Origin of the sequence: Nonomuraea rhodomycinica (assembly GCF_013363995.1) — a bacterium.
Lineage (GTDB): Bacteria > Actinomycetota > Actinomycetes > Streptosporangiales > Streptosporangiaceae > Nonomuraea > Nonomuraea rhodomycinica.
The window spans coordinates 73,223-88,556 of sequence record NZ_JABWGO010000013.1; the positions used below are offsets into that span (position 1 = coordinate 73,223).

Annotated in this window: 10 protein-coding genes; 6 read left to right on the forward strand and 4 right to left on the reverse strand. The window is 74.1% G+C overall.

The genetic code is table 11. The annotated features are described in order from the left end of the window. The first annotated feature begins 196 nt into the window (after positions 1 to 196). From HT134_RS37450 to HT134_RS37465, 4 genes are all read left to right on the forward strand, one after another. Positions 197 to 5,011, forward strand: a complete 4,815-nt coding sequence (locus HT134_RS37450; RefSeq protein WP_175605226.1) for a non-ribosomal peptide synthetase — start codon at positions 197 to 199, stop codon at positions 5,009 to 5,011. Further along, positions 5,008 to 10,359 carry a non-ribosomal peptide synthetase/MFS transporter gene (locus tag HT134_RS37455; RefSeq protein WP_175605227.1) on the forward strand — a complete coding sequence of 1,784 codons (5,352 nt, stop codon included), beginning with the start codon at positions 5,008 to 5,010 and terminating at the stop codon, positions 10,357 to 10,359. The genes HT134_RS37450 and HT134_RS37455 overlap by 4 nt, the downstream gene beginning before the upstream one ends. Positions 10,360 to 10,553: 194 nt before the next feature. Next, positions 10,554 to 10,763, forward strand: coding sequence for a hypothetical protein (locus HT134_RS37460; protein WP_175605228.1), 210 nt, complete (start codon positions 10,554 to 10,556; stop codon positions 10,761 to 10,763). A gap of 10 nt (positions 10,764 to 10,773) precedes the next feature. Beyond that, entirely contained in the window at positions 10,774 to 11,328 is a 555-nt protein-coding gene (locus HT134_RS37465; protein ID WP_175605229.1) for a YceI family protein, read from the forward strand. A gap of 56 nt (positions 11,329 to 11,384) precedes the next feature. Here the strand turns inward: HT134_RS37465 and HT134_RS37470 are convergent, their stop codons facing one another. Beyond that, positions 11,385 to 12,347 (reverse strand): DUF1838 family protein, encoded by a 963-nt coding sequence (locus HT134_RS37470; protein ID WP_246366266.1) that lies wholly within the window; start codon positions 12,345 to 12,347, stop codon positions 11,385 to 11,387. A gap of 185 nt (positions 12,348 to 12,532) precedes the next feature. On the opposite strand from HT134_RS37470, the gene HT134_RS37475 reads away from it, so the two are divergent. Next, entirely contained in the window at positions 12,533 to 12,979 is a 447-nt protein-coding gene (locus HT134_RS37475; RefSeq protein ID WP_175605231.1) for an SRPBCC family protein, read from the forward strand. 104 nt (positions 12,980 to 13,083) lie between these two features. On the opposite strand, the gene HT134_RS37480 is transcribed toward HT134_RS37475, so the two are convergent. The 3 genes from HT134_RS37480 to HT134_RS37490 form a co-directional block, all read right to left on the reverse strand. Further along, entirely contained in the window at positions 13,084 to 13,878 is a 795-nt protein-coding gene (locus HT134_RS37480; protein ID WP_217708822.1) for an inositol monophosphatase family protein, read from the reverse strand. Between the two features lie 50 nt (positions 13,879 to 13,928). Beyond that, the gene (locus HT134_RS37485; protein ID WP_175605233.1) at positions 13,929 to 14,288 is read right to left on the reverse strand and encodes a hypothetical protein; all 360 of its coding nucleotides are present in this window, start codon (positions 14,286 to 14,288) and stop codon (positions 13,929 to 13,931) included. Between the two features lie 134 nt (positions 14,289 to 14,422). After that, positions 14,423 to 14,620 (reverse strand): hypothetical protein, encoded by a 198-nt coding sequence (locus HT134_RS37490; RefSeq protein ID WP_175605234.1) that lies wholly within the window; start codon positions 14,618 to 14,620, stop codon positions 14,423 to 14,425. 248 nt (positions 14,621 to 14,868) lie between these two features. Here HT134_RS37490 and HT134_RS37495 point away from each other — a divergent pair, with 248 nt between their 5' ends. Continuing rightward, entirely contained in the window at positions 14,869 to 15,285 is a 417-nt protein-coding gene (locus HT134_RS37495; protein WP_175605235.1) for an HIT family protein, read from the forward strand. Positions 15,286 to 15,334: the final 49 nt, after the last annotated feature.

Here is a 15,334-nt window from a genome sequence, read left to right on the forward strand (position 1 = left end):
CACAGGGAGCCGCATGGCCGAGCACGGGACGGCGCGCCGCGATCCCGCGTCTCCAGCGGAGATCACTAATCGGACATTTCGTGTCACTTATCGCAATGATCATTGTTATGGTAACGGAACCTGCCTAAATCTCGCCGGTGTCGCTGGACGTGCGAGCCTTGCCGCGATCAATCCACCCTGACGCGGGAGATCTTTGGTGGGTACCTTCCTCGACACCGACCGTGTTCACGAGGCTTTCGCCGGCCAGGCACGACGCACACCCGAACACGTCGCCGTCGTGGCGGGCACGACCCGGGTGACGTACGCCGAGCTCGACGCGCACGCGGAACGGATCGCCCGGGCGCTGCGGGCGCGGGGCACGGGTCCGGGCGACTCCGTGGGCGTGTGCCTGGACCGCGACCACACGCTGATCGCCGCGCTGCTCGGCGTCTGGAAGACCGGCGCGGCGTACGTGCCGCTGGACCCGGCCTACCCCGCCGACCGGCTGGAGTTCATCGCCGCCGACGCGGGCATGGCGCAGCTGATCACCTCGGGCCCCGTGGCCCGGCGGCAGGAGGCCGTGCTGGCCGCCTCCGGCGCCGAGGCGCTGCTCGTGGAGGCCCTGGGCGAGCATCCCCAGGACGACGGCCCCGAGCGGGGCGGCCCCGCGGACGCCGCGTACGTGATCTACACCTCCGGCTCGACCGGACGCCCCAAGGGCGTGGTCGTCGAGCACCACAACGTCATGGCGCTGCTGCGCCACGAGGCCGAGCGCTACGCCGGCGAGCTGGACGGCATGCTGTTCGCCACGTCGGTGTGCTTCGACCCCTCGGTGACGCAGATGTTCCTGCCCCTGGTCACCGGCGGCACCGTGATCGTCGCCGACAACCTGCTGGCCCTGCCCACGCTCCCGGCGCGCGAGGAGGTGACGGCCGTGTACGGCGCGCCGTCCGCGCTGGTCGCCCTGCTGAGCGAGCCGCTGCCCGCCGCGACGCGGATGGTGATGGCCGGTGGCGAGCCGCTGACCAGGGCGCTGGTGGACCGCATCTACGCCAACCCCGGCGTCCGGCGGGTCGTCAACGTGTACGGGCCCACCGAGTGCACCGTCACCTGCACCTCGTACGAGGTGACCCGCGACGACAAGGGCGAGCCGCCGATCGGCTCGGCCTACGCGGGATCGCTGCTCAGCGTGCGCGACCCGGAGGGGCGGCCCCTGGGAGAGGGCGAGATCGGCGAGCTGTGGGTGGCCGGGCCGCTGGTCGGCCGGGGCTATCTGAACCGGCCCGAGCTGACCGCCGAGCGTTTCGTGACCGACGAGGACGGGGTGCGCCACTACCGCACCGGTGACCTGGTCCGCCGCGAGAACGACGTCTACCACTACGCGGGACGCAACGACGACCAGGTCAAGGTGGCCGGGTTCCGTGTCGAGCTGGGCGAGGTGCAGGGCACGCTGACCCGGCACCCCGGCGTGAACCACGCGGCGGTGCTGACCCAGGACGACGCTCGCGAGGTGCGCCGCCTGGTCGCCTACGTGGAGCCCGCCGCCGGGCACGACGACCTGCGCGAGGACGCGCTGCGCGAGTGGATGCGCAGGCACCTGCCCGACTACATGGTGCCGTCCCGGATCGCCATCATGGACCGCATCCCGCTCGGCCCCACCGGCAAGATCGACCGGGCCGCCCTCCCCGCGATGGAGTTCGCCCCCGAGCTGGGCCCGTACGTGGCGCCGCGCACCGACATCGAGCGGCGCCTCGCCGAGATCGTCGGCGACGTCCTCGGCGTCGAGCAGGTCGGCGTCCACCACCACTTCATCGACCTGGGCGGGCACTCGCTGGCCGCCGCCCGGATCTGCGCGGTCATCGAGCGCGAGCTGGGCGCGCGCGTGGCGCTCACCACGTTCCTCGGCCGGCCCACGATCGCCGAGCTGGCCCCGCTCATCGAGGAGACCGCGACCGGCTCCGGCGCGCCCCGGCCGGTCCGCCACCACGGCACGACCCGCTACCCCCTCACCGCCGCGCAGTACGGCATGTGGCTGCTGCGCGAGGTCAGCCACACCCGCAACGCCACGACGCTCGCCTTCCGCCTGCTGCTGACCGAGCTGGACTCCACCGAGCCGGTCAGGGCCGCGCTGGACGGGCTGGTCCGCGAGCACGAGGTGCTGCGCACGGTCACCGTCGTCGGCCCGGACGGCGAGCCGGCCGCCGAGGTGCGCCCGCCCGCGCCGGTCCCGCTGGAGGAGCACCCCTACTCCCCCGGCCTGGCCGAACGGCTCGCCGTCCACGGCTTCGACATCTCCGCCGACGTGCCGCTGCTGCGCGCGGCGCTGCTCTGGCGCGGCGAGCGGACGGCCGAGCTGATCGTCGTCACCGACCACACCGCCTACGACGGCTGGTCCAACGCCGCGCTGATGGAGGCGCTGACCGGCACCGTCACCCCGCCCGCCGTCCAGGTCGGCGACGTGGCCCTGCTGGAGCGGGAACTGGCCGCCGACCCCGCGCGGACCGAACGGCTGCGCGCGTTCTGGGCCGGGGAGCTGGCCGGGGCGGCGCCGCCGTACGATCTGTCGGCCCGCGCCGAGGGCGGTCCCAGCCGCTTCCGTGGCACCCGCCTGGTCCGCGAGGTGCGGCCCGAGACGGCGGCCGGGGTGGCCGCGCTGGCCGCGGCGACCGGCACGACCCCGTTCGCGGTGTACTTCGCCGTCCTCGGGCTGCTGGTCGCGGCGCAGACCGACCGGTCCGACGTGCTGCTCGGCGCCGCCGTCGCCGACCGCGCCCACCCCGAGCTGGAGGGCCTCGTCGGCCCGCTGGTCGACGTGCTGCCCGTACGGCTGCGCCTGGACGGCGAGCTGTCGGTACGGCGGGCCGTCACCCGCGCGGCGACCGCCACGGCCCGCTCCCTCGACCACGTCGGCCTGGCCCCCGAGGAGCGGCTGGCCGTCTCCGGCATCGAGCGCCCGCGCGGCACCATGCTCACCCCCGTCGTGCTCTCCTACCAGCCGCCGTCCGTGCCGGTGCGGCTGGAGCGCGACGGTCTGGCGGTGGAGCTGCTCGGCGAGCTCAGCGGCGGCGGGGCGCAGGCCCCGTACACGCTGTTCGTCAACACCACGTCGGCGGGGGTGGAGGTCCAGTTCGAGTACGACGTCGACCTGTTCACCCGGGAGGAGGCCGACGCCTTCGCCGACCGGCTCATGCGGCTGCTGGAGGCCGCGGTGGCCGGCCCGGACCTGCCGCTGTCGGAGCTCCGGCTGGTCACCGCCGAGGAGCGGGCCACGCTGCTCGCCTGGGGCACCGGCGCGCCGCTGCCCCCGCTGGAGACCGCCACGGTCGCGCACGAGGTGCTGGCGCGGGCCGCGCGCCATCCGGAGCGCGTCGCGGTCGCCGACGGGACCGGTGAGCTGACCTACGCCGAACTCGCCGCGATCTCGGCCCGCGTGGCCGCCGCCGTGGCCGAGGCGTACGCCTCCGGACCGGCCGGGGACCGGGTCGTCGGCGTGTGCCTGCCGCGCGACCGCTTCCTGCCGGCGGCCCTGCTCGGCGTGGCGCGGGCGGGCGCGGCGTACGTGCCGCTCGAACCCGACCATCCGGCCGAGCGGCTGCGGCACCAGCTCGCCGACTCGGGGGCCCGGGTGGTGCTCGCCGCCGCCGGGACCACCGGGACCGCGCGCCTGCTGGCCGAGCCGACGGGCGCGACCGTGCTGGACCTCGCCGCGCTGCCGGACGGGGGCCCGATCCCCCATGAGCCGGCCCCGGGCGACCTGGCCTACGTGCTCTACACCTCCGGCTCGACCGGGCGGCCCAAGGGCGTGCAGGTCACGCACGCCAACCTGGCGGCGTTCGTGGCGGCCATGCGGGTCATGCCCGGCGTCCGCGACGACGACGTCATGCTCGGCCTCACCCCCTTCTCCTTCGACGTCTTCGGCTTCGACCTGTGGGTCAGCCTGTGCAACGGGCTCCGGCTGGAGCTGCTGGACCGCGAGGCGGCCCTGGACGGCCACGCCGTCGCCCGGCGCATCGACGAGTGCGGCGTCACGCTGCTGACGGCCACCCCCACCACGCTGCGCATGCTCGTGGCCGCGGGCTGGGCGGGCGGCGGGCGCGTACGGGTGGTGAGCATCGGCGAGGTGCTGGACCCGGCGCTGGCCGACCAGCTCGCGGCCCGGATCGGCGAGCTGTGGAACTCCTACGGCCCGACCGAGACGACCGTCTACTCCACCATGACGCGGATCACCGCCCCGGCCGGCGAGACGGTGTCCATCGGCGGGCCGCTGCCCGGCGAGCGCGCCTACGTCCTGGACCAGGCCGGACGCCTCCTGCCGCCCGGCGTGCCGGGCGAGCTGTGGATCGGCGGCGCGGGCGTGGCCCGGGGGTACCGGGGCGTGCCGAGCGGCGCGTTCGCCGACGACCCGCTCGCGCCCGGCGAGCGCCGCTACCGTACGGGCGACCTGGCGCGCTGGCGCGCCGACGGCACCCTGGACTTCCTCGGCCGCCGGGACCAGCAGGTCAAGGTGCGCGGGCACCGGATCGAGCTCGGCGAGATCGAGGCCGCGCTGCGCGAGAGCGTGAGCGACGCGGCCGTCGTCGTGCACGAGGACCACCTCGTGGGCTACGTGGTCGGCGCGGCCGACACCGCCCTGCTGGAGACGGCGCTGCGCGAGCGGCTGCCCGACTACATGATCCCGCGCCAGTGGGTGACGCTGGACGCGCTGCCCACCACCTCCTCGGGCAAGACCGACCGGGCCGCCCTGCCCAGGCCGGACCGCGTCGCCCGGGCGCAGGTGCCGCCCAGCAGCGACGCCGAGCTGCTGGTGGCCGAGGTGTGGCAGGCGGTGCTGGGCCTGGGGAGCGTCGGCGTCGACGACGACTTCTTCGCGGTCGGCGGCCACTCGCTGGCGGCCATGCTCGTCGCCGGGCGGCTCAGGGAGGCGCTGGCCATGGAGGTGCCGGTGCGGCTGCTGTTCGAACGGCCGGTGCTGGGCGCGTTCGCCGCCGCCGTCGAGAAGCTGCTGATGACGGAGCTGGAGGCGGGGCGTTGACCCAGTTGCAGGACCGGCTGGCGGAGCGGCTGGCCGCCGCCCGCCGTACCGCGGCCCGCGCCGTGCCCGGCATCCCCGCCGCGGCCGGTGACGAGCCCGCGCCGCCCTCGCCGGCGCAGGCGCGGCTGTGGTTCCTGGCGCAGCTCGCCGAGCCCGGCGAGCGGGGCGCCTACAACGTCCCGACGGCCGTGCGCATGCGCGGTGCGCTCGACACCGCCGCGCTGCTGAACGCCGTGCGGGAGCTGACCGAGCGGCACGAGGTGCTGCGCACGCTGGTCGAGCAGGACCGCACGGTGGTGGTCGGCGCGGACCGGGTGCCGATCACGGTCGAGGACGTGACCGGGCCGGACCGGCTCGGGGCCGCCCTGGAGCGGGAGGCGTACCGGCCGTTCGAGCTGGGCGCCGAGCCACCGACGCGGGCGACGCTCTTCCGGCTGGACGACGACGAGCACGTGCTGCTGCTGACCGTCCACCACATCGCCTTCGACGCCTGGTCCCGGGACGTGGCGCTGGCCGAGCTGGCCGCGCTGTACACCGCCGAGCTGGGCCTGGGCGAGCGGCCGGCACGGCCGCGGGTGCGCTACGGCGACTACGCCCGCTGGCTCGCCGAACAGCCGGAAGGCGACGTGAGCTGGTGGCTCGACCGGCTCGCCGGGCTCGAACCGGTGCTCGACCTGCCGACGGACCGGCCCCGCCCGTCCGTGGCCGACTGGACGGGCGGCGAGGTCCCGCTCGTGCTCGGCCCCGAGCTCACGGCGAAGGTGCGCTCGGCCGCCACGGGCGCCGGCGGCACGCCGTTCATGGTGCTGCTGGCCGCCTGGCAGGAGCTGCTCGGCCGGGTGTCGGCGACCGACGACGTCCCGGTCGGCGTCCTGGAGGCCGGCCGGCTGCACCCCGACACCGAGCGGATGCTGGGCTGCTTCGTCAACACGCTGGTCATGCGGGGCGACCGGTCCGGCGAGCCGACCGGCCGCGAGCTGCTGGCCCGCACGCGCGACCTCGCGCTCGACGCGTTCGCGCACCGGGAGATCCAGTTCGAGCGGGTGGTGGAGCGGCTGCACCCCGACCGGAACCTGGCCACCACCCCGGTCTTCCAGGCGGTGCTCAACGTCGTGGACACCCCGCCGGAGCCGCCGCGCCTGCCCGGCCTGGAGGTGGAGGTCTTCGAGCCGCCCCTGCGCACCGCCAAGTACGACCTCAACCTGGCGCTGGCCAACGCCGGCGACCACTACGAGGGCACGCTGGCCTACCGCCGGGACCTGTTCGACGAGGACACCGCGCGGCGCCTGGCCGGCTGGTACGTGACCCTGCTGGAGGGCATGCTCGCCGACCTGGACGCCCCCGCGGCGGCCGTGCCGCTGGAGCCCGTCACCGGGCCGCTGGTCGCGGGGCCGCGCCGCGACTACGACCTGTCCCGGCCGCTGCACGCCTGGTTCGAGGACTGGGCGGCGCGCACCCCCGAAGCCGTCGCGGTCGCCGACCCGGCGGGCACCCTGACCTACGCCGAGGTCGAGCGGCAGGCCAACCGGATCGCGCACCGGCTGCGCGCCGCCGGCGTCGGCGCCGACGACGTGGTGGGCGTCCTCACCGAACGGCACCGGCCGCTCGTCCCCGCCATCCTGGGCGTGCTCAAGGCCGGGGCGGCGTACATGCCGCTCGAACCGGCCTACCCGGACGACCGCCTGGCGTACATGGTCTCCTGCGGGGCGCGGCTGGTGCTGGCGGAGCGGGCGCTGGCCGGGCGGCTGCCCGGCGCGCTCGTGCTGGAGGAGGTGCTGGCCGAGGACCTGCCGGAGACCTCGCCCGGCGTGGCCGTGTCGCCGGAGCACCTGGCGCACGTGCTGTTCACCTCGGGCTCGACCGGCCGGCCGAAGGGCGCGGCGGTCGAGCACCGCGCCGTCCTGCAGTACCTGCGGGCGGTCGCCGAACGGATCGACGGCGCGTACGGCTCGTGGGGCGTGGTCTCCACGATGGCCTCGGACCTGGTGATGACCTGCCTGTTCGGGGCGCTGCTCGGCGGCACGACCGTGCACCTGCTCGACCAGGACACCGCCACCGACCCCGACGCCTTCGCCCGCCACCTCGCCGCCCACCCGGTCGAGGTGATCAAGATGGTGCCCAGCCACCTGGAGCTGCTGGCGGCGCACGGCGACCTGGCCGCGATGCTGCCGACCCGGCTGCTGATCCTGGCCGGCGAGGCCACCTCGTGGGAGCTGGCCGAACGGATCCGCGACGCCCGGCCGGGCCTGGAGCTGCAGATCCACTGCGGGCCGACGGAGACCACGGTCTCGGTGCTGAGCTGCGTCGCGCCGCCCACGCCGACCGGTTCGGCCGCCGTCCCGCTGGGCCGGCCGCTGCCGAACGTCGACTGCTACGTGGTCGACCCGGCCGGCCGGCCGCTGCCCGCCGGGGTCCCCGGCGACCTGTGGATCGGCGGCCCCAGCCTGGCACGCGGCTACCTCGGCCGGCCCGACCTGACCGCGGAGCGCTTCGTGCCCGACCCGGTCACCGGTGCCACCCGCTGCTACCGCACCGGCGACCGCGTGCGGCTGAACGCCGACGGCATGCTGGAGTTCCTCGGCCGGGTCGACGACCAGGTGAAGATCCGCGGGTTCCGGGTGGAGCTGGGCGAGGTCAAGGCCGCGCTGCAGGACCAGCCGGGCGTGCTGGAGGCCGCGGTGCTGCCGGTCGGCGAGGCGCACAACCGCCGGCTGGTCGCCTGGATCGCGCCCGGTGACGTCGATCTGGCGGCGGTCCGCGCGGGCCTGCGGGAACGGCTGCCGGAGTACATGGTGCCGCCGGCCATCGTGGTCCTCGACACGCTGCCGCTCACTCCCCTGGGCAAGGTCAACCGGGCCGCGCTGCCCATGCCGGAGGTCACCGCGGCGGCCGAACGGGTCGCGCCCGGCACGCCGACCGAGCGGCGCGTCGCCGAGGTGTGGGCGGCGGTGCTCGGCGGTGACGACTTCGGGATCGACGACTTCGGCATCGACGACGACTTCTTCGCGCTCGGCGGCGACTCGTTCATGGCGGTGCGCGCGGTCAGGGAGATCGATCCCGCGCTGCGGGTGATCGACCTGTTCACCCGGCCGACCGTACGGGAGCTGGCCGCCCACCTCGACTCCGGTGACACGGGCGAGCCCGGGCTGCTGCACCGGCTGGCCGGCCCCGCCGTGGCCGCCCGCACCGTGCTGTGCGTGCCGTACGGCGGCGGCTCGGCCGCGGCGTACGGACCACTGGCCACCGAGCTGGCGGCCCGGCATCCCGGCACGGCGGTGCTGGCCGTCGAGCTGCCCGGGCACGACCCGGCCCGGCCCGATGAGCCGCTGCTGACCCTCCCCGAGCTGGTCGAGCGGATCCTGGCGGAGCTGTCCGGGCTGAGCACCGGGCCGGTCGCCCTCTACGGGCACTGCGTCGGCTCCGCGGCGGCCACCGAGCTGGCGCTGCGCCTGGAGGAGGCGGGCGTCGCGGTGGCCGGGCTGTTCGTCGGCGGCAGCTTCCCCGACGCCCGCCTGCCCGGCCGGCTCTCCGCCTGGTGGAATCGGAGGTTCCCGGCCAACCGGTGGTCCTCCGACCGGTCGCAGCGCGACTTCCTGCGCACGCTCGGCGCCCTCGACGAGGACACCGGCGACACCACGATCATGCTGCGCGGCCTGCGGCACGACGTGGAGGAGGCGCAGGCGTGGTTCAGCGGCGAGCTGAGCGAGCCCGGACGCGGCGCCGCGGGCGGGCGCGCGCGGCGGCTCTCCGCGCCGGTGCTGTGCGTGATCGGCGAGCGTGACCGGGCCACCGAGCTCTACCAGGAGCGTTACCGCGAGTGGGGCGCCTTCGCCGAGCGGGTGGAGCTGGCCACGATCCCCCGGGCGGGCCACTACTTCATCAAGCACCAGGCCACGGGGCTGGCCGAGATCATCGACGGGCACCTGAACGCCTGGGCGGCGGGCCGGGTGCCGGAGCCGGTCGGCGAGGTGGAGGTGGTCGGCGAGCGCGCCCGCCGGGACCTGCGCCGCTTCTACACCGTCGCCGCCGGGCAGACCGCCTCGCTGCTGGGCAGCGCGCTCACCGCCTTCGCGCTGGGCGTGTGGGCCTACCAGGAGAGCGGGCGGGTCTCGGACTACGCGCTCGTCTCGATGCTGGCCACGCTGCCGTCGCTGCTGGCCTCGCCGCTCGGCGGGGCGGTGGCCGACCGGGTGGACCGGCGGCTGGTCATGCTGGCCTGTGACGCGGTGTCGGCCGTGGCGACGCTCGCGGTGGTGATCCTGCTGGCCACGGGCCGGCTGGAGGTGTGGCAGGTCGGCATCGTCTCGGGCGTGCTGTCGCTCGTGACGGCCTTCCACCGGCCCGCCTACCTGGCGGCCGTGGCGCAGCTCGTGCCCAAGCCGTACCTGATGCAGGCCAACGCGGTCGCCAACGTGGGCACCGGGCTCGGCATGCTGGTCGCGCCGCTCGCCGGGGCGGCGCTGATCTCCCTGGTCGGGCTGCACGGGGTGGTGGCGGTGGACGCCGTCACCTTCGCCGCCGGGCTGGTCACGCTGCTGCTGGTGCGTTTCCCCGACCGGATGTTCCACCGGCTGGAGGAGACGTTCCGGCAGGCCATCGCGGGCGGCTGGCGGTTCCTGGTGCGGCGGCGCCCCCTCATGATCATGATCGGGTTCTTCGTGGTGGAGAACTACCTGGGCATGCTCGCCCTGGCGGTCACCGTGCCGACCGTGGAGTCGTTCGGCGACGTGGCGGGCGTCGGCGTGGTGACCGCGGCGCAGGGCCTGGGCGCGGTCCTCGGGACCCTCGTCATGGTGTTCTGGGGCGGCACGGAACGGCGGGCCATCGGCATGGTCGGCCTCGTCAGCGGCTTCGGCCTGGGCATCGTGCTCATCGGGCTGCGCCCGTCGGTCGCGCTGGCGGCCGTGGGCGGGCTGCTGTCGTGGCTGTTCCTCAGCATCCTCAACGCGCACTGGCTGTCGCTCATCCAGCTCAAGGTGGGGCTGGAGCTGCAGGGCCGGGTGCTGGCCACCAACCAGATGCTGGCGGTGTCCATGACCCCGCTGGCGTTCCTGTCCGCGCCGGCGCTGTCCGGCCTGTTCGGACCGCTGCTCGACCCGGGCGGGGCGCTGGACGGCACCGTGGTTGGCGACCTCGTCGGCGTGGGCCCGGGGCGGGGCGTGGGCCTGCTGCTGGCCGTGACCGGCGCGCTGCTCGTGGTGTGGGGGGCGCTCGGGCTGTGGTACCGGCCGCTGCGGCGGATGGAGGACGACCTGCCGGACGCCGTGGCGGGCGCCGAGATCGCCGACGACCTCGACCTCGTCCAGGAGGAGGCTGACCGGGAGCTGGTGTCGTCCGGGCGCCGCTGACGGTCGGCGAGGGCCTCCGGCGGTGTCATCCCGCCGGGGGCCCTTTCGCTTTCCGGGGCCCGACCCGGGGGCACAGGGTCGAGCGACCGCCAAAAAGCGCCCAACTGCGAGGACGACGAGTGCGGCGCTCGGCGCCGTCGGGTATCCCGGGCACAGGACAAGAGAGGCATGTCCCTGACCGAAAGCGAGCACAGATGGCCGACAACCCGCTGATCGTCGTCCCCGCGCCCACCTGGACGCCGGGCGACGGGAGCACCTGGTGCACGCTTTCCCCCAACGGGTCCCCGCTCGCGCTCACCGCCTACCGGGCGAGCGGCGCAGACGAGGACGAGCAGGTGTACGCCGTCTACGAGCGGATGCGGTCCATCGCCTGGACGTTCGTCACCGTCGAGTCCGGCTCCTAGGGCGGCCGGGATGGGCATCACCGCCGGCGCGTACCCGCTGGGACCCGAGTCCGGCCTGCTCGAGGTCACGACGACGCGTGCCGGGTTCGGCGCGAAGGCCGGCCATGACCTCACCATCGCGGTCACCCGCTGGCGCGGCGAGGCCCTGATCGACCCCGCCGGCCCGGCCGGCTCGTCGTTGACCGTGGAGGTCGACGCGGGGTCGTTCGAGGTGCGCGAGGGGACCGGCGGCGTCAAGCCGCTCACGGCCTCCGACCGCGCCGAGATCGAGAAGATCATCCGGGAGAAGGTGCTGCACAGCGCGCGCAACCCGGTGATCACGTTCCGGTCGTCACGGATCGAGGGGACGGCGGAGTCGTTCCGCGTCGAGGGCGACCTCACGATGGCCGGCGCCACCCGCCCCGTGGAGGTCCGGGGCTCGCTGGCCGAGGGGCGGGTGAAGGGCTCGGCGGTCGTCGCGCAGTCGCGATGGGGCATCCGGCCGTACTCGGCGTTCCTCGGCGCGCTCAAGGTGGGCGACGAGGTCGGGATACGGTTCGACCTCGGGCTCGTGCCGAAGCAGTGAGGAAGATCCCAGCCGCCCGGAGCCTCCCGAGGCGCCGACGGCTGGGATGGTGTGCGTCAGGCCTTTCCGTTGGCGGCGCACCAGGCGGCCCAGGTGGTGGCCCCCTTGCCGAGCTGCTTGTTGTAGAAGGAGGTCCAGGACGTCTCGCTCGGGCCGGGCGCGGTGGGGGCGGCCGTGTAGAGCGGGTAGCCGGCCTCGACCTCCGCGCGCAGCCACGGCTCGATCTCGCTGTAGGACTGCAGCGACCAGCTCCGCGCGTGGTAGGTGAGCTGCCCGCGCACGTCGGTCTCCGGCAGGCACATGAACGGCGCCCACGGGCTCGTCCTCGCCCAACTGATCTTGGTGTTCATCGCCCCCTTGGGGACGGTGCCCACGACGGTGCGGGCGGCGACCTCGCGGTCGTCGACGTAGAAGTCGAACATCTCCTGGGCCGCGTAGACGCCGTTGACCAGGCCGAACGACTCGCCCAGCGCGGTCTTGAGGTCCGTGCGCACCGGGATGTCGCTGGTCCACTCGGTCTCGTCGTGCATCTGCCGCAGGGGCGGGCCGACGTAGGAGGGGGTGACGTTGAACGGGCCGAAGTTCACCGCGTCGTTGTTGATCGGGACGACGGGGTACGTCTTCTGGTCGATCGGGTTCTTCCACTCCCGCAGGACCTTCGTCGGGTCGGCGGGGTCGGTGTAGAAGACGATCTCGCGGGAGAGCTGGTAGAGCTGCGTGGTGCCGGGCACCCGGTACAGCCGCCGGATGTTGTAGCCCTCGATGTTGAACAGTTTCTGGCCGTGACGCAGGGTCGGGTCGTACGCGTTGCCCTCGATGTTGGCGTACACGGAGCCCGAGATCCGGAACACCATGTCCCGCCCGTCCGGGCGCCCGTTGGTCTGCAAGGACAGCAGGGCGCTCTTGTCCGTGACCGTCTTGTACACCGGACCCGGGGCTGTCGGATCATCCAACTCGTCGCCCGCCGCCGCGCCGGGAACGGCGACGCCCACCGCCAGCGCGGTGAGGGCTGCGGACAAGATCAAACCACGACGCTTGAACAAGGGTGCTCCATGCGCTGCACAGGGTGACAGAACCAGCGAGATCATGTCAGTTGTCGCGTCTGCGCCTCAACTGGCATCTTTCGTGATCATTCCGCGCTTCCCCGGCAGCGAGGGATCTTGCCAAAATTCCGCGACAAAAGGCGCAGGCAGGGGAGGCCGGGGTGTCGAACAGGGTGCTGACCCACGAATATCGCGTGGGAGCCGCGCCGGAGGAGGTGTTCGAGCACCTCACGACTCCGGAGAGCTACATCGGCCTGTCGCCGCTCGTGGTGGCCGTCCGCGACGTGGACCGCTCGCGGCCCGGGGTGATCCGGTACACGGCCGTCGAACGGTTCCGGCTCCTCCGGTTCCTCACGTACGACAACCCGATCGACGTGGCACTCCACACCGACGGGCTGTCCGTGTACGGCGAGGTGCGAAGCCCTGGGCGCGTCCGTATGGCCTACCGCTTCGGCCTCGCGCCGGACGGCACCGGGGGCACGCGGGTGCGCGACCGGCTCGACCTGACGGCTCCCCGGGTCGTGGCCGGGTTCGCCGCGGGCCAGGCGCGCAAGGTCCAGCTCGCCCGCGCCCGGATCCTGGCGGAACGGCTGTCCCACCGGGCATGAGCGGGCCGCGGTCAGGGCATGAGCGGCGATCGCGGCCGGGGCTGCGATCAGCCGAGGAGCAGCGATGATCGGCCGATGAGCAGCGGTCGCGGCCGGAGCGGCGATCACCCGAGGAGCAGCGACCGCGCCGTTCCCCAGCAGGCCGGGTCCGCGGCGTCGAGCAGGCCGGGACGCGGATCGGCCGGCCGGTAGGGGCCGCCGTCCAGGCGGCGCGCGTGACCACCCGCTTCCGTCAGCAGCAGGACACCGGGAGCGTGGTCCCAGGGCAGGGTCCGCTGGAAGAGGACGAAGTCCTGCTCGCCGTCCACCAGGCGGGGATAGTCGACACCGGCGCATCCGCTGCCCGGCCGCAGAGCGGCGAACCGGGGCGCGGCCGCCTCGACCCGCGCCTTGGCCGCCGGATCGAGGAACCTGGTGAGCGCCGCCCCGCGCAGCGCCGCCGGGTCGCCGGGAGCGGGTTCCCTGCGCAGCCGGACCCCGTCACGCCAGGCCCCCGCGCCACGCTCGGCGACGTACACGCGTCCCTGCGCCGGCTGCGCGATCCACGCTGCGACGGTCTCCCCGCCGCGCACCAGCGCCACCATCACCGCGTAGTCGGGACGGCCCGCGACGAAGTTGGCGGTGCCGTCCAGCGGATCCACCACCCACGCCGCCGGAGCCTCCCCCAACGCCTGGAGCAGCCGGGGGTCGTCGGCGGCCGCCTCCTCACCCACGACCGGGGCGTCCAGCACCTCGCGCAGCCGGCGGCTGATCAGCTCCTCGGCCTCACGGTCGGCCACGGTGACCACCTCGCCGGGCGACTTCTCGGCCACCTCCCCCTCGGCCAGCGCCCGGAAGCGGGGGAGGATCGCGACGCGCGCGGCATCGACGACTATCTCGGTGACGTGGTCGATCTCCATGATCACGACCCTAGACCCACCACTTCGGGCATCTCATCCCACCGGCCGGTTCACAGCTCCTCAGGGCGGGGAACGCGCACCGGCCCCGCCATCTCGGCAAGCGCCCGCCGGGCGAGACGGCGTACCTCCTCCCACTCAGGATCGACGGCGAGACCGCGGGGAGTCCAGGTGCCGGCGTCGGCCTCACCGCTCATCGCCTCCAGGCGATCGTCGATGCGCTCCAGCACGTCGTGGAGCAACGGCGACAGCAGTCCCGGCGCTTGCTCGTCCACGTTCCGAACCACCCAGCTCCTCGCCCAGTCGAAATCGAGAGCGAGTTCGTCCACGCCCCAGCCGTGCCGCCGGCACCACGCGACCTGCTCATCGGCGCCGGCGGCCAGCATCACCAACGTCTCGGCCAGCCGGAGCACGCTCGTCCGCACATCAGGCACCGCGCGGCCTTGGCCACCCATCAGACACCCCCACAAGATCGGAAAGGAGGCCGCTCAGAGCCTCGGCGACGGACGTCAGCGCCTGTTCAGTCCCCGCAGCACCGGCAGCCCTGTCACCGCGCGTCGGCGCGGGGCGGGGAGTCCGCGGGCAGCTCGGCCGCCAGCCGCCAGGCACCATTGTGAGCGCTTCTGTTCACCCAGGCCGGGATGCCGCCCACGCGGGCCCATCTCAGGGGGTTGAGCGCTCCCAGCGCGACGAACCCTTCCCGCCAGGCCCGGTCGTCGGCCGAGCCCTGCCGGCGCTCCGCCACCTCCCGGGCACGCTCACGGAACTCGTCAGACGAAAGGCCGCGAGCATCACCGGCCGACCTCTCTTGTGACCAGCCGCAGGAGAAAAGGAGCAGCACCAGTGAAAGGCACGCGATCATCCTCCGCACGTGACCTCCCTCCCTCCACTCCACGATCACCCAAAGCGGTCACTCGCAACCCCTTGGCGGACGGAAGCCGTCGCACGAAATCCGGGTGCGGCGGACCTGCCCCGACCGACATCATGATCCGTATGGCAGTCTGCGTCTTCTGCGAGATCATCGCCGGGCGAGCCGAGGCCAGCGTCGTCCATGACGATGACAGCGTGGTGGCCATCCTGGACCACAGACCCGCCACGATCGGCCACGTACTGGTGATCCCACGCGCGCACATGGCCGGGCTCGCGGACGCCGACGACGCGATCGGTGCGGCGATCTGGCGAACGGCACGGCGTGTGTCGGCCGGGTTGCGCGCGTCCGGACTCCGCTGTGACGGCGTGCGGCTGTCACTGGCCGACGGGGAAGCCGCCGGTCAGGATGTCTTCCACCTGCACCTGCACGTGGTGCCGCGCTATCCGGGGGACGGCGTCGCGATCACCGTTGACTGGAAGACCCGCTCGCGCGAACTCCTCGACCACGACGCGGCGCTGATCCGCGAGGCGCTCAGGTGACCGCGGTTCCCGGTTCGCCGCCGGCCCCGCCCCTCCGTTCACAAGCCGG